The sequence below is a fragment of the Peribacillus sp. RS7 genome (genome assembly GCF_041956845.1).
Classification (GTDB): Bacteria; Bacillota; Bacilli; order Bacillales; family DSM-1321; genus Peribacillus.
Map to the genome: position 1 here is coordinate 1,585,903 of NZ_CP168135.1, position 16,014 is coordinate 1,601,916.

At 41.1% G+C, this 16,014-nt stretch carries 20 protein-coding genes; 8 read left to right on the plus strand and 12 right to left on the minus strand.

The features are described from left to right. The first annotated feature begins 99 nt into the window (after window positions 1–99). Window positions 100–1,092 carry an NAD(P)/FAD-dependent oxidoreductase gene (locus tag ACDZ29_RS08245; protein ID WP_375090640.1) on the plus strand — a complete coding sequence of 331 codons (993 nt, stop codon included), beginning with the start codon at window positions 100–102 and terminating at the stop codon, window positions 1,090–1,092. A 154-nt stretch (window positions 1,093–1,246) separates the two neighbouring features. Further along, window positions 1,247–1,888, plus strand: a complete 642-nt coding sequence (locus ACDZ29_RS08250; RefSeq protein WP_375090641.1) for an SDR family oxidoreductase — start codon at window positions 1,247–1,249, stop codon at window positions 1,886–1,888. A gap of 68 nt (window positions 1,889–1,956) precedes the next feature. On the opposite strand, the gene ACDZ29_RS08255 is transcribed toward ACDZ29_RS08250, so the two are convergent. Next, complete coding sequence (locus tag ACDZ29_RS08255) at window positions 1,957–2,319, minus strand: iron-sulfur cluster assembly accessory protein (protein WP_241580756.1); 363 nt, start codon at window positions 2,317–2,319, stop codon at window positions 1,957–1,959. Between the two features lie 354 nt (window positions 2,320–2,673). Then, window positions 2,674–2,907, minus strand: a complete 234-nt coding sequence (locus ACDZ29_RS08260) for a YuzB family protein (RefSeq protein ID WP_289314512.1) — start codon at window positions 2,905–2,907, stop codon at window positions 2,674–2,676. A gap of 307 nt (window positions 2,908–3,214) precedes the next feature. Here ACDZ29_RS08260 and ACDZ29_RS08265 point away from each other — a divergent pair, with 307 nt between their 5' ends. Continuing rightward, window positions 3,215–4,282 (plus strand): NAD(P)/FAD-dependent oxidoreductase, encoded by a 1,068-nt coding sequence (locus ACDZ29_RS08265; RefSeq protein ID WP_289314511.1) that lies wholly within the window; start codon window positions 3,215–3,217, stop codon window positions 4,280–4,282. Window positions 4,283–4,376: 94 nt separating this feature from the next. Here the strand turns inward: ACDZ29_RS08265 and ACDZ29_RS08270 are convergent, their stop codons facing one another. Next, window positions 4,377–4,706 carry a YuzD family protein gene (locus ACDZ29_RS08270; protein ID WP_230159891.1) on the minus strand — a complete coding sequence of 110 codons (330 nt, stop codon included), beginning with the start codon at window positions 4,704–4,706 and terminating at the stop codon, window positions 4,377–4,379. A gap of 168 nt (window positions 4,707–4,874) precedes the next feature. On the opposite strand from ACDZ29_RS08270, the gene ACDZ29_RS08275 reads away from it, so the two are divergent. Beyond that, a complete protein-coding gene (locus ACDZ29_RS08275) occupies window positions 4,875–5,111 on the plus strand; it encodes a NifU family protein (protein ID WP_034310199.1) in 237 nt (78 codons plus the stop codon). A gap of 196 nt (window positions 5,112–5,307) precedes the next feature. Here the strand turns inward: ACDZ29_RS08275 and thrB are convergent, their stop codons facing one another. The 5 genes from thrB to yutH all read right to left on the minus strand — a co-directional run bounded on the left by thrB (window position 5,308) and on the right by yutH (window position 10,819). Further along, window positions 5,308–6,252, minus strand: a complete 945-nt coding sequence (thrB, locus tag ACDZ29_RS08280) for a homoserine kinase (protein ID WP_375090642.1) — start codon at window positions 6,250–6,252, stop codon at window positions 5,308–5,310. Then, a complete protein-coding gene (gene thrC, locus ACDZ29_RS08285) occupies window positions 6,249–7,310 on the minus strand; it encodes a threonine synthase (protein ID WP_289326846.1) in 1,062 nt (353 codons plus the stop codon). Before thrC ends, thrB begins: the two co-directional genes overlap by 4 nt. Continuing rightward, window positions 7,307–8,605, minus strand: coding sequence for a homoserine dehydrogenase (locus ACDZ29_RS08290; RefSeq protein WP_289314507.1), 1,299 nt, complete (start codon window positions 8,603–8,605; stop codon window positions 7,307–7,309). The genes thrC and ACDZ29_RS08290 overlap by 4 nt, the downstream gene beginning before the upstream one ends. A 189-nt stretch (window positions 8,606–8,794) precedes the next feature. Next, window positions 8,795–9,709 (minus strand): L,D-transpeptidase, encoded by a 915-nt coding sequence (locus tag ACDZ29_RS08295; RefSeq protein WP_375090643.1) that lies wholly within the window; start codon window positions 9,707–9,709, stop codon window positions 8,795–8,797. Between the two features lie 108 nt (window positions 9,710–9,817). Further along, entirely contained in the window at window positions 9,818–10,819 is a 1,002-nt protein-coding gene (yutH, locus tag ACDZ29_RS08300; RefSeq protein ID WP_289314505.1) for a spore coat putative kinase YutH, read from the minus strand. Between the two features lie 194 nt (window positions 10,820–11,013). Between yutH and ACDZ29_RS08305 the strand changes: the two genes are divergently transcribed. Further along, on the plus strand, window positions 11,014–11,523 hold the full coding sequence (locus tag ACDZ29_RS08305; RefSeq protein WP_081112960.1) for a phosphatidylglycerophosphatase A: 510 nt from the start codon (window positions 11,014–11,016) through the stop codon (window positions 11,521–11,523). Between the two features lie 60 nt (window positions 11,524–11,583). Here ACDZ29_RS08305 and ACDZ29_RS08310 read toward each other — a convergent pair whose 3' ends face one another. Next, a complete protein-coding gene (locus tag ACDZ29_RS08310; RefSeq protein ID WP_289314504.1) occupies window positions 11,584–12,351 on the minus strand; it encodes a TIGR01457 family HAD-type hydrolase in 768 nt (255 codons plus the stop codon). A gap of 23 nt (window positions 12,352–12,374) precedes the next feature. Beyond that, on the minus strand, window positions 12,375–12,953 hold the full coding sequence (locus ACDZ29_RS08315) for a DUF86 domain-containing protein (RefSeq protein WP_353957927.1): 579 nt from the start codon (window positions 12,951–12,953) through the stop codon (window positions 12,375–12,377). Window positions 12,954–13,215: 262 nt separating this feature from the next. Here ACDZ29_RS08315 and ACDZ29_RS08320 point away from each other — a divergent pair, with 262 nt between their 5' ends. Next, entirely contained in the window at window positions 13,216–13,482 is a 267-nt protein-coding gene (locus ACDZ29_RS08320; protein WP_061465473.1) for a DUF3055 domain-containing protein, read from the plus strand. 66 nt (window positions 13,483–13,548) lie between these two features. Next, complete coding sequence (locus tag ACDZ29_RS08325) at window positions 13,549–13,842, plus strand: cytosolic protein (RefSeq protein WP_289314503.1); 294 nt, start codon at window positions 13,549–13,551, stop codon at window positions 13,840–13,842. A gap of 32 nt (window positions 13,843–13,874) precedes the next feature. On the opposite strand, the gene ACDZ29_RS08330 is transcribed toward ACDZ29_RS08325, so the two are convergent. After that, window positions 13,875–14,150, minus strand: coding sequence for a YutD family protein (locus tag ACDZ29_RS08330; RefSeq protein ID WP_034310177.1), 276 nt, complete (start codon window positions 14,148–14,150; stop codon window positions 13,875–13,877). A gap of 113 nt (window positions 14,151–14,263) precedes the next feature. On the opposite strand from ACDZ29_RS08330, the gene ACDZ29_RS08335 reads away from it, so the two are divergent. Next, a complete protein-coding gene (locus ACDZ29_RS08335) occupies window positions 14,264–14,926 on the plus strand; it encodes a YhcN/YlaJ family sporulation lipoprotein (protein WP_375090644.1) in 663 nt (220 codons plus the stop codon). 43 nt (window positions 14,927–14,969) lie between these two features. Here the strand turns inward: ACDZ29_RS08335 and lipA are convergent, their stop codons facing one another. Continuing rightward, window positions 14,970–15,884: a lipoyl synthase gene (gene lipA, locus ACDZ29_RS08340; RefSeq protein ID WP_125162574.1), complete on the minus strand. Its 915-nt coding sequence runs from the start codon at window positions 15,882–15,884 to the stop codon at window positions 14,970–14,972. Window positions 15,885–16,014: the final 130 nt, after the last annotated feature.

A 16,014-nucleotide genomic window follows, 5' to 3' on the forward strand; every position in this document is an offset into this window, starting at 1 on the left:
CTTTCTCACTTTTCTAATCTTTCTCCGCTTTTTAAAAGATCATCTATGTTAAAATAAAAGAATAAATTTCAGCAAACCTAGTATATCGGAGGGATAACGTTGGAAGTTAATGAAAAAGTTTATGATATTACCATCATTGGCGGAGGCCCGGTTGGATTATTTACTGCATTTTATGGCGGTATGAGACAGGCATCCGTAAAAATCATCGAGAGCTTGCCACAATTAGGCGGACAATTGTCGGCCCTTTATCCTGAGAAATTCATCTATGATATCGCAGGTTTCCCAAAAGTGCGTGCTCAGGAGCTAGTGAATAATTTGAAAGAACAAATGGCAAAGTTTGAACAAGATGTTGTCTTGGAGCAAGCCGTTCAAGAAGTGGAAAAGCAAGCCGACGGAGTTTTCAAGTTAACGACGGATAAAGAAATCCATTACTCCAAAACCATTATCATCACAGCTGGAAATGGGGCTTTCCAACCCCGCCGCATCGAAATTGATGATGCAAAAAAATATGAAAGCAGCAACCTTCATTATTTCATCGACGACCTCAATCATTTTGCTGGCAAAAAAGTGGTGGTATTCGGAGGTGGGGATTCAGCAGTGGACTGGGCACTTATGCTGGAACCGATCGCCGAGAAAGTGAGCATCATTCATAGAAGAGATAAATTCCGTGCCCACGAACATAGTGTAGAAAACCTTAAACATTCAAAAGTTGAAATAAAGACTCCTTACATACCTTCAGAATTGATTGGTACAGACGGCCGGATCAATACAGTTGTCATCAAGGATACAAACAGTGAAGATACAGAGACGATGGAGGTAGATGCAGTCATCGTCAACTACGGCTTCGTTTCCTCCCTTGGTCCCATCAAGGAATGGGGACTTGATATCCAGAAGAACAGTATTTTGGTGAATTCCAGAATGGAAACGAATATCCCAGGAATTTATGCAGCGGGTGATATCGCAACATATGATGGCAAGGTCAAATTGATTGCAAGTGGTTTTGGTGAGGCACCCACTGCCGTCAATCACGCCAAGCAATATATTGACCCAAAAGCAAAAGTCCAGCCAATGCACAGTTCTTCCATGTTTTAAAATTACGCAAAAAAACCCGGCTTTCGTAGCCGGGTTTTTTTGTCCCCAATTCCATGATTGTGGATAACTGTTTTTCATTAGTTATCCACAGTGCTTAACCTTGTTATTCTAAGGGTAGAGAGTAGGAGAAGACTTGAAAGGAGAATGCACATATATGAATATTTTAGTTGCTGGAGCCAATGGAACGACCGGAAAGCAGATCATTGGGGAATTATCAAAAAATCCACAAATGAATGTATTCGGAATGATCCGGAAAGAGGAACAGGCTCAAACGATAAAAGAACTCGGTGGGCATCCAATTCTTGCAGATTTAGAGGGAAATGTGGATAAAGCAGTGGATAACATGGAAGCCATCATTTTCGCAGCCGGATCTGGACCAAAAACGGGACCGGATAAAACGACGGCTGTGGATAAGAATGGGGCGATTAAACTAGTTGATGCCGCCAAAAAGAAAGGGATCGAACGTTTTATCATGTTAAGCTCTGTAGGTACTGATGATCCGGAACAAGCCCAAGAAGGAATGCGCCATTATCTTGAAGCAAAACATGATGCCGATGAACATTTAAAAGCAAGCGGGCTGACATACACGATTGTCCGGCCGGTTGCATTGACAAATGAACAAGCTGTCGGAAAAATCTTTGCTGAAGAAAAAGTGGACCATGCCAACAAATCCATTCCAAGAGCAGATGTCGCCTCCGTTCTTGCACAATCAGTCACAGCGGAAAATACGTTCAATAAGACATTCGAGATTTTCAGCGGTACCTTTCCAATCAAGGAAGCCCTTAACAATATTTAAAATAGGAAATAAGCATGAAAATGGGGGGCACTTGTTAAAGTGCCCCCCTTTATAAATGAACCAGTTTGTTAGCAGTTCTCTGGCGTACCGGCGTTTTTTGCCGTTTTGAAGGAAGACCCGCAACCGCATGAAGCGATGGCATTTGGGTTTTCGATCGTAAAGCCTCCGCCCATCATCGTTTGTTTATAATCAATTACCGTTCCATTTAATATATCGGCATCCCCGTTATCAACAAGGATCTTTATTTCAAACTGTTCCAGCTGGCTATCTTTTTCTCCGGGCTCTTCTTCAAAACCCATTCCGTAGGATAATCCACTGCAGCCCCCGCCTTTAACGGCTACTCTTAAAAAGGAACCCTCTTCACCATTTTGTTTCATCATTTCTTTTATCTGAAAAGCAGCAGCTTCTGTTATTTGAACAACTTCACTCACAATAAACCCCTCCTTCTTAAGATATGTGAGATAGAACTATTTCTCTTTATAGTATATACCAAAGAATTTCCCACGCTCAATTTTCCAGCTTGAAAAAACTCATATTCCCGCACTTATTTTACCCATTTACGGATTACCTGGCTATATAGAATCAACCAAACAAAGGAACAAGAAGGAGGATTCTTGAGATTCACACTTAAGGAATATGAAGCATCCTATTTAAAGGGGACTTGGACTTCAGCGTACTCAGGCATCTGAAGCCAGAATCCTCTAACTCGCTGGAGACATTTCAAAAAGGACAGGGAATGACAAGGCTGTCCCAAGAGGAGCAGCCTTTTTATTCGCCGTTGATGATTACATTTCAAATTCATCAATGAACTTATATATTTTATCTACCAATTCATCCGTTGTGTCGCCGGAAACCACTTCACCGTTTACTAGTGCATATAAGTTACTGGAGCATTTGCCGCAATATCCCAAACAACCATATTCTATGATATCTAAATTTGGATCCCTCTCCAATCTTTCCAGAGCCTCTTGAGCACCGCTGGCTAGATTGCTTACGCAAAATTCAATAATCGGGTACATTGTTTCACCTCACAGTTACTAACAAATCATCTTATTACTTTTCCCAGTTACAGTCAATATTTACGCATAAAAAGTAAGCTGATTTCAAGATATCGGTTGTGATTTCCTTTTATATTCGTTATACTTTTGTCGGGGTACGTAAAAAAAGAAAATTATCTAATTTTTTATTCTTACTACTAATTGGGGTATATATATTTAATTAAACTTTAAAAGGGTTCATTTGGGGGAATCCTATAGTTGGATACTTGTTTTCACAAGTGAAGCATTTTTCAAATTTTTCAAGAGATCAAATAAAGGGGAAAATCATATGAAGAATTTAGTCATACTTGGTGGTGGGTATGGTGGTATGCGCATGTTGCAAAGATTGCTGCCTAATCAGCTGCCTGAAAATGTGAGCATCACGCTTATCGACCGTAATCCTTATCACTGCTTAAAAACGGAATATTATGCTTTAGCAGCAGGTACCATTCCTGATCAGCACATCCGTGTTGCATTTCCTGAACATCCTCGCTTGAAGAACGTATACGGAGAAGTACTTTCCATCGATATGGAAAATAAACAGGTCATTATAGAAAACCAAGATCCTGTCGTTTATGATGATTTAGTCATTGGCCTTGGCTGTGAAGATAAATACCACAATATTCCTGGAGCAGACACACATACCTATAGTATCCAAACAATCGATAAATCACGTAGCACATATTCAGCTTTGAATAATTTGGGTGCAGGTGCAACCGTTTCTATCGTTGGTGGCGGACTTAGTGGTGTTGAGCTAGCAAGTGAATTAATTGAAAGCCGTTCAGATTTGAACGTTAAGCTATTTGACCGTGGACCGCATATACTATCTGCTTTCCCAGAAAGATTAAGTACCTTTGTCGAATCTTGGTTCGATAAACATACAATCGAAATCATCCATCATTCAAATATAACCAAAGTTGAGCCAAACCTTCTTTATAATGGTGACGAAGCCGTTCAAAGTGACGTCATCGTCTGGACAGCGGGAATTCAGCCAAGCAAAATCATCCGCGATATGGATATTGAAAAAGATCGTCAAGGAAGAGCCGTTCTGACTCCTCAGCATTTCCTTCCTAATAATGACAGCATCTTTGTGGTCGGCGACTGTGCGAGCCTGCCTCATGCACCTAGTGCTCAATTGGCGGAGTCCCAAGCTGAACAAATCGTCCAAGTCCTTGTGAAGAAATGGGCAAATGAACCACTTCCGGAAAGCTTCCCTACAATGAAATTAAAAGGAACATTAGGTTCCCTTGGGAAGAAACAAGGTTTTGGTCTTGTTGCAAATCGCCCAATCACCGGTAGAGTGGCACGCCTGATGAAATCAGGCATTCTCTGGATGTATAAATACCATAACGGTTGATTCCAACCCATCCATGCTACATTTCATAAACTGGCCCAATGAGCTGTATGCAGCTCATTCATGGGTCAGTTTTTCTTATTTCTTCCATTATATATCACACTTGCATCGTATATCCGTATTTTCCCATCGTTTCCACCACTTTTTTGAGACGCACATTTCCTTCTGCAATGATCTCACCTTCGATGAGGACCAGTGGATAAAATAAATCTTCTTCGATCATCTTCGCGGCAAAGTTCTTTTGCTTCAGCGTTTCTGGGGGATTATACATATCTATATAGGATATTTTGAATTTCTGCTCAGGAAACTTTCTCGTTAAAGCGGCTTCAAGCCACTCACAGGTATCTTTTGAAGATGGGAGATTTACACAACTCGCGCAAATTTGCTCCGCTCCATACACTTCTATCTCAATTTCTTTCATTACCATACTCTTCCTCCTTCATTTTAGTATATCTGCTTCATTTTGAATAATGTTTAAAAACTTCTCACCTGTTTCCATCATACCAGAATAATATAGATTATATTTCCGCAAAGTTACAGTTGGATTTTTTACTACCTTCGCTTTATAATATGAATAGGAAAGGAGTCGATTGCAATGTCTGAACAAACAATGGAAGTTCAAGTTCAAGAAGTCCTAGATAAACTTCGTCCGTTTCTTCTTCGTGATGGCGGTGACTGTGAACTAGTTGACGTAGAAGATGGAATTGTAAAATTACGATTACTAGGAGCCTGCGGAAGCTGTCCTAGTTCGACCATTACGCTAAAAGCTGGGATTGAGCGTGCCCTTCTTGAAGAAGTTCCTGGTGTAGTGGAAGTAGAACAAGTTTTCTAATAGCCCTTTAAATAACATGCAGCGTATGGATGAAGGATCACTTCATCTATACACGTTCAACCTTTTTTCATGCAGGCCGGAACTCTTCCTGGACTGTAATAAAAAATAAAGCTGACTCGGCTTTTGCCCTATCAAATGAATTGATACGGCTTGACGCGAGTCAGCTTTTTTATATGGACAGTAAATGAAATGCGGCTCACGATTTCAAAAATTTCAATTCCTTTTTTTCCTGTTCTGAAAGGATTGCCGTATAACTGCCAACATTATCTATTTCCAATTCTTTCACAAGATATTCCGGAAATTTTTCCTTCAATCCAGTGAGCACACTTTCGCATTTTTCTGCGGATGCCAAGCATAAAACAGTGGGGCCTGCTCCGCTTAGGGCTGCACCAAATCCACCTTTTTGAAGGACGACCTCTTCTATAAGTGCTAAATGAGGAACTAACCCCGCTCTAAAAGGTTGATGGAATCGATCGCTTTGCATCATTTCACCAACAAGCTTCCAATCTTTCGATAAGACTCCTGCAAGCAAAACATTTGCGGCTGCACTTCCGCTTATCGCATCTTTATAGGAAAGTGAATTAGGAAGAACATTTCTTGAATCCTCAGTAAGCAATTCAAAATTGGGAATGACAGCAATCACCTTAACTCCCTCGATCGGAAACGACACGACATCCGTTCTCTCCTCTGTATGCAGGCCCACTACCAATCCACCATAAACAGATGCCCCTGCATTATCCGGATGCCCTTCAAAGAGGGAAGCATGCCTATTCTTTTCATCAACGGATAAATGGAGTTCACCAACGATGTTCGCTAATTCAATCCCCGCTACAATGGCGGAGGCACTGCTTCCAAGACCCCGTGCCAGTGGAATTTCACTAGAGACGAAAAGCCGGCATGGGGATAGTTCCTTTCCATAATAAGCCGCCGTTTCCTTGGCAACTTTAACGATAAAATTACGATCATCTCTTGGAAAAACAGACATTTCCTCTGATAGTGGAACGACTTCCCAATGATCTGATGAAGATCCGTGTATTTCCAAGTAAAGTCCTAGCGCCAAGCCGATGGAATCGAATCCTGGTCCTAAGTTGGCCGTACTCGCCGGTACACGGATCAAGAACATCTCGGAATCTGCACTCATGCCTGTTTCACACCCTGCAGATGTTCTAATATGACCTCTTCGTCCATTGGCAACAATGTCGGTTGAATCGTGCTAGTATCGACTGCCACATTCGGATCTTTCAATCCATTTCCAGTCAGCACCGCAACAATCTTGCTTCCTTTTTTGATTTCACCGCTTTTTAATTGTTTATAGATTCCTGCAATGGAAGCACATGAGGCTGGCTCTGCAAATACCCCTTCTTTTTTAGCGAGGAAATGATAGGCTTCCAGAATTTCTTCGTCTGTCACCTCATCAATTTTACCTTGGGATTCTTTTGCCGCTTCGACAGCAAAGTTCCAACTGGCAGGATTCCCAATCCGGATGGCTGTTGCAATCGTTTCGGGATTTTCAATGATAGTATCCCTGACAATTGCAGCCGCACCCTCCGCTTCGAACCCTCTCATTTCAGGTAGGCCCGTTTGTTTCGAGTCATTATATTCTTTAAACCCTTTCCAGTAAGCAGTGATATTACCTGCATTCCCGACTGGAAGCGCCAAAATATCCGGTGCAGAGCCTAGAGCATCACAAATTTCGAAAGCCGCCGTCTTCTGCCCTTCGATCCGGTATGGGTTGACAGAATTCACAAGGGTGATCGGTGAGCTCTCACTAAGTGAACGGACGATTTTTAAAGCCTGGTCGAAGTTCCCTTCGATAGAGATTATTTCTGCTCCGTACATAACGGCTTGTGCAAGCTTACCCATGGCAATTTTACCTTCTGGAATGACAACGATACAGCGCAGGTTGGCACGGGCGGCATAAGCCGCTGCGGCTGCCGATGTGTTCCCAGTAGAAGCACAGATGATCGTGTCGCTACCCGCTTCGATCGCTTTTGCGACAGCCATGACCATTCCGCGATCTTTAAACGACCCAGTTGGATTAGCTCCTTCATATTTTACATGTAAGTCGATGCCCCACTCTTCGGATAATCGATTCAGTCTGATTAAAGGTGTATTCCCCTCCAACAGGGATAGTGCGGGTGTATTTTCATTGACAGGTAAAAAATCTTTATATGTGCTTATAAGTCCTTGCCAGCTCATTTGATGTCCTCTCCTTCAACTCTATATGTGCTTTTCACTTCTCTTACCATATTGTAATCATTTAATTTCTGTATAATTTGCTCAAATGCTGCCAAAGTGGCTGTATGCGTAACTAATACGATTTCGGAAGATTCCTTTTCATCCAGCGGCAATTGAAGGATTTTATCGAATCCTACCCCATGCTCGGCAAATAAATTCGTGATTCTGGCTAAAACGCCAACTTCATCCTGAACATGCAATCGAATGAAGAACTTAGCGAAAATCTCAGTGGCATCCTTTAATTGTTTCGGGTACTGCGGTGAAACTGCACTGCGGCCATTTACGCCCAGCCTCATATTCTTGATGACCGTCACCATATCCGAAACGACTGCAGTCGCAGTCGGAAGACTTCCGGCTCCCGGTCCGTAAAACATCGTTTCCCCTACAGCTTCCCCATAAACGTATACCGCATTATACTCATTATTTACCGAAGCTAACGGATGTGCTTCCGGAAGAAGTGCAGGCTGGACACTTACTTCGACCCTATCGCCTGCCCTGGAAGCGACGCCAATCAATTTCATCGTATATCCTAGTTTTTTACTATATCTCAAATCCTCTTCGGATATATCGGTTATTCCCTGTACCTCCACATCATTCAAGCCAATGTTCATTGAGAACCCGAGTGTGGATAGTATCGCCATTTTGCGGGCTGCATCCAATCCCCCTACATCTGCTGTTGGATCCGCTTCAGCAAATCCCAGCTCCTGGGCTTCCTTCAATACGTCATCATAAGCTCTGCCTTCCTTGCTCATTTTCGTTAAAATGAAGTTTGTCGTCCCATTGACGATTCCCATCATTTTCGTGATGCGGTCAGAAGATAATCCATCGACAAGACCTCTTAGAATCGGAATTCCCCCTGCAACACTTGCTTCATAGAACAAATCACATTGATTCTCGGTGGCCAATTCCAACAGTTCCGGTCCATATAGAGCCATTAGGTCTTTATTGGCCGTAACGATATGCTTTTTATTTTTTATTGCTTCTATCAGATAACCGCGTGTTTCTTCAATTCCACCCATAACTTCAATTACAACATCAATCTCGGGATTCGAAAGGATATCCTCAGGTTTGTCAGTTAACATATCTTTATCAACCTCGACAAGCCGCTCCTTAGTCGTGTCCTTGACTAGTATCTTCTTAATGGATATGGAACAGCCCACTTGATGCATGAGCTTGTCCTGATGACTTTCAATGATTTGTACGACTCCTGATCCAACTGTACCTAACCCCAATAAACCGATCGAGATGGCTTTCATATTTGGTTCCCCCTTAAAAACTGTTTACCTGTAGAAAACATTTGTATTTGTATAGTAGACATTATAAGTTTAATTCATATAATTATCAATAGTTAGAAAAGATGGATGAACGAACTTTTTTTGCCCATCCCTTGAACGAGTAAGAACGGCTAAAGCTAAATTTTTATGGGAAAACCATTTTGAAGATTATTACTCAACACTCTTTAATGAATCATTCGTTCCCATTACTACATGTGGCTTTTGCACGGGATCCATCCATTTCAGTAAGCTGAGGACATTCTTTTCGGCAGTGGCTGTACATCCTGCCGTCGGCTTTGTTTCCCCTCTCCATATATGAAGGAAGATTGCACTTCCTTTTCCTTTTATGATGGGATTCGTATTATAATTGATGACCGCCCCATACCTATAGAGTTCATGATTCATCCTTTCGAAAGACTTCCATTTACTTGAAGGATTTCCTTTATAGGTTATCCACTTGTTATAATCCTTGGATGTCCGATCATCAATCCAGTAGTCATATTTGGTAGTTTTCCTATAATTCATTTTCACTCCGGGCGGCTTCGTTTTGCTTCCAAAGGCCGTACCAAATGAATAAATTCCAACCGGTGATTTTCCATCACCCTCTTTTTTACTCTTCGTGAAGCCGTTCTTCCCAATGACGCCCTCCATCTTCTTTAATGCGCGTCGCCATTCACCTTGTTTCTTCTCGTAAGTTTGGATCGCGACCTTCGTATCACTCATGGATTTCCCTGTCACCGATACAACTTGATTAACACCTTTCCTCGTATCGAATTTTTTCAGAAGGACTTTTTCACCTGAACTGAAAACCTCTTTTGCATCTGCCATCTTGATATATGCAGTCTTTTTTGAATGACAGACCTTATACCAGTTTCCAGTTCTCCCACTTGCCGATAGTTCTTTATTTTTTTTATAAGTTTTTAATGTTTTACTCGCAGCCGACGCCTTTTCCTTCACATCCGTAGTAGTCTTCATGACAATCTTGAATTGAGTTGCTTCGCAGCTTGTTTTCGTTTCAGCTTTCGTAAGATCTGTCGGTTGGATGATTAAAAGGGCTAAAAGGGTGGCCATCATCAATCTTTTCATGGATCCATCCTTCCGTAGTAATAACCAAATATCTAACTATTCGAAAAAATCTTTTTATCATCATAACATAGTAAGTAAGGATGAATCATATTTCTTTCCCGTTTTTATCTAAATCCAGTCAATTTTAGGCAAATCATATTGCTTGGCCGGAACCTCCGCCAATTCATAAAAATGTTTGAGGAAGGACTCATATTGTTGGGAGGATTTCGTGATCGCAGATATTTTATCCTCCAATTCATTCGCCCTTGATTCCGTCGTTTTTGAAAAATACTCTTCCACTGTTTCAAAGTAATGAATGGGAAATAGCATCCTTGAATATAATAACCGGGCTGAAAAGCTGGAGAACGGTTCTATGGATTGATATTCGTGAAAGAAATGGCCAATGCCACGTTGATGGGTATGCACATTTTGAAAATAGTGTTCCCTCACCCATTCCGCGACATCCCTTGTTCCGTGGTCGAATACCCAATCAAACGGATTTTTCATCCATTTATTGCTTTTCCACGTATCATGTAAAAAACGTTCATAACATACCGTTCCACTATCGACAATTTGCGGGGTATCATCAATTTCCGTGTCGACTAAATATTGAATCGCATTTTCACCCAAGACCATATAATAGGGAAAGGTTTCTATAAATAATTTTTCAAACTGGTTATCAGGATGGGCATTGAGCTTATCCCGCCAAATCTTTTCTAACTGATCGATCCTTTGTTCCCAGAGTTCTTTCCATTTACCGATTCTTGAGCATGTTCGAATCGTTTCATTAATGTTTCTCCCACGCTGATGGAATCTTGCCAGACGTCTTCCTGGGTTGAAATTTTTCGGACCTTCCAATGCCTGATTGGCAAGAAGGATGAATAATTGTTCATCCGCTTCCGAAACATAACTTCCATGATTGGCAAGAACAAAAGCCGATACGTGACGATCTCCTTGTGAAATCATGTGTTGAGACATTGTATGCCGTTCCACTAATTCCTCCTGCTCCATATTTTCAATGGGAACGATGCTGTAAACCATATTCCCTGAACGGAAGCTTGGAAATCTGCTATTGGCTTCTTCATGACCTACCTGTATACCATAATTATTAAAAATGATTTCTTCTATCATGGAATGGCCCCCTTCATCAAATGGATATAATAGAAATATTGGACTTCATATACTTATATATATGTGGAATAACCCGTTTTCTGAATGATTATCGAAACCTTATTATAAAATCGAATCGAAATCCCTTTCATGGGTTTTGACTTTAATCAAATCAAACTACCGGCAATAGAACTATCCCTTTAAAATATAGAGAAATGGGTGATGACATGGCTAATATTGAACAATCAATGTCTGAAAAAACGGCTCGTAGGTGGCTAATTGAACGAGGAGTGAAATTGGAGGATATCGCTGAGCTTGTCATGTATTTACAATCTGGCTACCATGAAAATCTCCAAATGTCCGATTGCCTTCACAATGTCGAACGGGTCCTTTCAAAACGCGAGGTCCAAAATGCCATCCTTACCGGCATTCAGTTGGATATTCTAGCTGAGAAAAAACTGCTCGAGGAGCCGCTACTGAGCATCATTGAAATAGATGAAGGACTATATGGGGTCGATGAAATATTGGCTTTTTCAATTGTGAATGTATATGGATCCATCGGCTTTACCAATTATGGTTTCATCGATAAACAAAAGCCAGGTATCTTAAAATATCTAAACGATAAAAGCACAGGTAAGGTGAACACCTTTTTAGACGATATCGTTGGGGCAATTGCTGCTGCCGCTTCAAGCCGGCTTGCCCATAGAACCGAAAATGCAGAATAGTGAGCTTATGATATTAAACGACATAAAAAAACCAGGACTGCTTTCGCAGGCCTGGTTTTTTCATTCGAAGTGCCATAGGTCGAGCGTATCCACCACATACGTTGGCTGCTCCTTATATTGCTTCAAGCGTTCTTTGGTCGTTACGCCAGTATGTACAAGCATTGTATCTATCCCTGCATTAATGCCGGCTAGGATATCCGTATCATAGTTATCGCCAACCATGATCGTCTCTTCTTTAGGTACCCCTAATACTCTTAGAGCTTGCTCCACTATGACGGATTCAGGTTTTCCAATGAAAATCGGCTGTACTTGAGTCGAAACGGAAACAACGGAGGTCAAAGCACCATTCCCCGGCAAAAGGCCTTGTTCAGTAGGAATGGCAATATCACCATTGGTCGAAATGAAAACAGCGCCATTCCTGACAGCAAGACAGGCTTTTGACAACTTTTCATAATTGACGCCGCGATCGATGCCCATTACCAGAAAGTCTGGATGTTCATCCACAAGCTTCATTCCTTTTTCCTTAAGAGCCTCGATGATGCCTTCTTCACCCACTACATAGACCGATGCATCTTGCTTTTGTTCAGCTATGTAATTGGCAGTGGCCATGCTTGTCGTGAAAACTTGATCATCTTCCGTTGATATGCCGATGCTTCTCAATTTATCCGCTACCTGTGCCGGAGTTCGGGATGAGTTGTTGGTGACGAATAAATAAGGGATCTCCCTTTTTCTTAGGTCATTAATAAACCCTGCCGCTTCCGCAATTTGTTCAGTTCCGCGATACATGGTGCCATCTAAGTCTATTAAATATCCTTTATACGACTTCATTTGAATTCGCCTTCCTAACGCTACTAGTTTTTAAAAGCTGATACGGGTCCCAATTCATTTGTTAAATAGTTCCTCACCAAATCGGGGAATTGCTTGAATGCCTCGATATTTTCCGAGAATACGGCATGCAGTTCGTTGTGATCGACTTCAATGAAGTCCTGGACCAGCATTTTCCTTAGCGGCAAAACCTTTTTGAATTGTATCGCTTTTTCTTCTGAAATGACTTTTTCATCTTGAAGGATATCGATAATATCTTCATAACTTCCTGGATCACGCATAATAAAACCATCAATTACCGCATTTCCCACATCCAACACGGAATCGATGGAAGTATGTATAAGCCTTTCAGCGATAAGTTCCGAAAGGTCTCCATCCCAATTATCATGCCCTTCAAAAAGTCCAAGCTGCTTTTCAAGAAAACCTAATATTTGTTCAATCTTTTGGCGGTCTACAAAGTACATTTTTTTCCAGATCCTTTCTGATCTAAGATGATATAGGGAATCATTGGTTGAATGAGCGGCATAGGTAAAACCCTGTGCCGGACCAACCTTATTCCTTGATGATACCATAGCTTCTCCCTTACTCTCAATTCCTTCAGCCATTTGAAACAATCCCTATATTAAACAGCAGCAAAAATGCAAGCATTGCCATAAAAAAACCTAAATTTACGGTCCCATTTGTATTCTTGACAATTTTCCTTTAATCAATGAAAACTCTGAAGGCAAGATTGCCGGACTTTCCTGTGGAACCATGAGGCGTGACGAAGTTCCTCCTGCCGGGAGCCCCGAAAAATGTCTGTTCCCCTATTGAAGTCACTTTGTTATGATGGAACTACAAATGTGAAGATAAGAAGGGAATGATACTATGGAAGATCGTTTTTATTTATACAATGACGTGGTTGATTCAAAAACCCGGTTCATAAGTTTCATGGGAGAGGAATCAAGATTCGATCTGGCCATTACGACAACCGATCGTTTTTATGGGAAGAAACTTGTCTTAAATATGCAGAGTAACCGTTTTGCGATTATTGGACCTGATGATTTAGAAGAGGAAGGCTATCTTGAGCATGCCTTTCAGTTGTCAGAAGCGGAAGCCGAAGAACTAAGTCACTTTTTAATGGAAATCGTCTGAAAGCCGACGTTTTTTTCTTAAACGGGATAACCTACTGAATGTACGATTACATGAGGGGGGATTACCTTGGGCAAAGAAGAGGAAATATACCACGATTTCTCCAATGTCGAAAAACAGCGGGATTATTTAATTCCTGAAGAATTTCCCGAAGGACCTTTTGGATCATCCATAGCAAAAGATGCACCAGTTCAGAATAAAAACACCCCGTGGCAGGAAGGGCAACGCTATCAAAGTGCCTTTAATTATGAAAATAAATCCTTGCACGAAGACTTACCTCGACAATATCCTGGTGCTCATCCGACACATGATGATCCAGAAAAAGATGAACAGTCTCCTTATAAAGGATATGGAAACTCTTAACATGGAAAGGCCAGAGTAAATCCTGGCCTTTCTTATTTCTTTATTTTCTTCACGACGAAATATGGACAGCCAAAATTGCAGTATTCATATAAATATTCACTAAGCGTGCTTATTTTTGTATCGAAGGTCGCTTTCTGATTAGAGTCATCAAAAAATCCACGCAGCCTCAATTGGCCGTAACCCCAATCCCCCACTATATAATCATACTTCGTTAAAATCTCACTGTATCTGGCTTTAAACGCTTCTTCGTTATAGCCTTCCCGTTCATCCTCGATTATTTCATAGGTCATGTTATTGATGTTAATCATTGTTTTCACCTCTCATAAATACATTCCTTCTTTAAATTATAACTGATTCCCCATCAATTACTAAGCGAAAAATAGAGAAATATGTTCATCCTAAAGTTATGGGGGTGTTATTGATGAAAAAAACGCTAATAACGATAGGTTTAAGTTCGATTATTGCACTAACTGGATGTGCTGATAAAGAAGAGGATCAGGGGCTCGGTGCAAAAAACAATGCCGGCAACCCAACAAACGTAAACAACCCAACTCAATATTATGATGAGGATTATCGTAATAATGACAACAAAAGTGATGATTTCGGTTTTACCCGCACAAATAGTGCAACCATTGACGGCCGTAATATTTCCAACAAGGATGCTTCCATTGACCGGGAACAACTGTCTGATGTCATTTCAAAACTGAGTGTTCAGATTCCTAATGTCAATGATGCGGCTACTCTGGTGACCGACGAGGAAGTTCTTGTCGTATATGATACCAATACCAAGGATCGGACTGAAACCGCAGACCAAGTTAAACGTACTGCCATGTCCATCGTGCCTCGCTACTATCATGTCTATGTTAGTGATGATTATCAAAACCTTGCCCAAGATGTCGAGAATTTCTCTACATTGAAATCCGGCAGCAAAGGGATCGACTATACGATTGAACAAACCATCAAAAGAATGCTGAAATCGCCTCAAGGATACAAAATGAGTGACGGGGAAAATGAAAATGGGGAAATGATTAACGATAAAAGGGATCATCACGATAACATCCATCAAAAAATGGATAACCGTTAATTAAAAATGAAAGGACCGAATTTTTTCGGTCCTTTATTTCACTCTATTTCAATAATTCTTCACCTTTGGTTTGTTTATGCTTTGCCGCAGCATTAACCTGTTCGTCCGCATGGTAGGAAGAACGGACAAGCGGGCCGGATTCACAATGGCTGAAGCCTTTTTCCAATGCACGTTCTTTCAATTCGGCAAACTCCTCAGGCGTATAGTATTTCAGCACCTTCAAATGCTTTTTAGTCGGCTGCAAATACTGGCCGATCGTCATGATATCCACATTATTGGCCCTTAGGTCATCCATCGTTTCAAGGATTTCCTCCCGCGTTTCACCAAGGCCAACCATTAAACTCGACTTTGTCGGAATCTCCGGATACAGTTCCTTGGCTCTTCTTAAAAGCTCCAATGAACGTTCGTATTTGGCTTGAGCCCGTACACGGTCGGATAAACTTCTGACTGTCTCTATATTATGGTTCAGAATGTCTGGTTTAGCATCCATCAAAGTCTTAATATTTTCATGCACCCCACCCATATCCGACGGTAATACTTCAATCGATGTAAATGGATTCTTGCGTCGGATGGCACGGACCGTTTCAGCGAAAACTTCAGCGCCTCCATCTTTTAAATCATCACGGGCAACAGCTGTAATGACGACATGCTTTAAATTCATCAATACGACGGAATCGGCAACACGCTCCGGTTCGGCCCAGTCCAATTCATTAGGTCGTCCGGTTGTAACAGCACAAAAACGGCAAGCCCTTGTACAGATTTCACCTAATATCATGAATGTAGCCGTTCTTCTCACTGCCCAGCATTCGTGAATATTTGGACATTTCGCCTCTTCACAGACAGTATGAAGATTTTTTTCGCGCATCATATTTTTTAAACCGAGGTAATTTTCATTAGTATTAAGCTTTATTTTTAACCAATCTGGTTTACGAAGAATTTCTTTATTTGTAGAAGACATGAAAATGCCACTCCATTCTATAGAAATTAACACACCCTACTTTAACAATAAAAAAGCATTTATACAAGTTATAGTTGGTTTCCCATTATTTATTTTTCATGTTTATAGCTAAATCAGCAAAACTATAAAA

What these genes read in the sequence shown, in the direction of transcription:
- ACDZ29_RS08250 (WP_375090641.1), top strand. Translation starts at nt 1,247, where the DNA reads ATGAATATTTTAGTTGCTGGAGCCAATGGAACGACCGGAAAGCAGATC.
- ACDZ29_RS08260 (WP_289314512.1), bottom strand. Translation starts at nt 2,907, where the DNA reads ATGTACCCGATTATTGAATTTTGCGTAAGCAATCTAGCCAGCGGTGCT.
- ACDZ29_RS08265 (WP_289314511.1), top strand. Translation starts at nt 3,215, where the DNA reads ATGAAGAATTTAGTCATACTTGGTGGTGGGTATGGTGGTATGCGCATG.
- ACDZ29_RS08270 (WP_230159891.1), bottom strand. Translation starts at nt 4,706, where the DNA reads ATGGTAATGAAAGAAATTGAGATAGAAGTGTATGGAGCGGAGCAAATT.
- ACDZ29_RS08275 (WP_034310199.1), top strand. Translation starts at nt 4,875, where the DNA reads ATGTCTGAACAAACAATGGAAGTTCAAGTTCAAGAAGTCCTAGATAAA.
- thrB (WP_375090642.1), bottom strand. Translation starts at nt 6,252, where the DNA reads ATGAGTGCAGATTCCGAGATGTTCTTGATCCGTGTACCGGCGAGTACG.
- thrC (WP_289326846.1), bottom strand. Translation starts at nt 7,310, where the DNA reads ATGAGCTGGCAAGGACTTATAAGCACATATAAAGATTTTTTACCTGTC.
- ACDZ29_RS08290 (WP_289314507.1), bottom strand. Translation starts at nt 8,605, where the DNA reads ATGAAAGCCATCTCGATCGGTTTATTGGGGTTAGGTACAGTTGGATCA.
- ACDZ29_RS08295 (WP_375090643.1), bottom strand. Translation starts at nt 9,709, where the DNA reads ATGAAAAGATTGATGATGGCCACCCTTTTAGCCCTTTTAATCATCCAA.
- yutH (WP_289314505.1), bottom strand. Translation starts at nt 10,819, where the DNA reads ATGATAGAAGAAATCATTTTTAATAATTATGGTATACAGGTAGGTCAT.
- ACDZ29_RS08305 (WP_081112960.1), top strand. Translation starts at nt 11,014, where the DNA reads ATGGGTGATGACATGGCTAATATTGAACAATCAATGTCTGAAAAAACG.
- ACDZ29_RS08310 (WP_289314504.1), bottom strand. Translation starts at nt 12,351, where the DNA reads ATGAAGTCGTATAAAGGATATTTAATAGACTTAGATGGCACCATGTAT.
- ACDZ29_RS08315 (WP_353957927.1), bottom strand. Translation starts at nt 12,953, where the DNA reads ATGGCTGAAGGAATTGAGAGTAAGGGAGAAGCTATGGTATCATCAAGG.
- ACDZ29_RS08320 (WP_061465473.1), top strand. Translation starts at nt 13,216, where the DNA reads ATGGAAGATCGTTTTTATTTATACAATGACGTGGTTGATTCAAAAACC.
- ACDZ29_RS08330 (WP_034310177.1), bottom strand. Translation starts at nt 14,150, where the DNA reads ATGATTAACATCAATAACATGACCTATGAAATAATCGAGGATGAACGG.
- ACDZ29_RS08335 (WP_375090644.1), top strand. Translation starts at nt 14,264, where the DNA reads ATGAAAAAAACGCTAATAACGATAGGTTTAAGTTCGATTATTGCACTA.
- lipA (WP_125162574.1), bottom strand. Translation starts at nt 15,884, where the DNA reads ATGTCTTCTACAAATAAAGAAATTCTTCGTAAACCAGATTGGTTAAAA.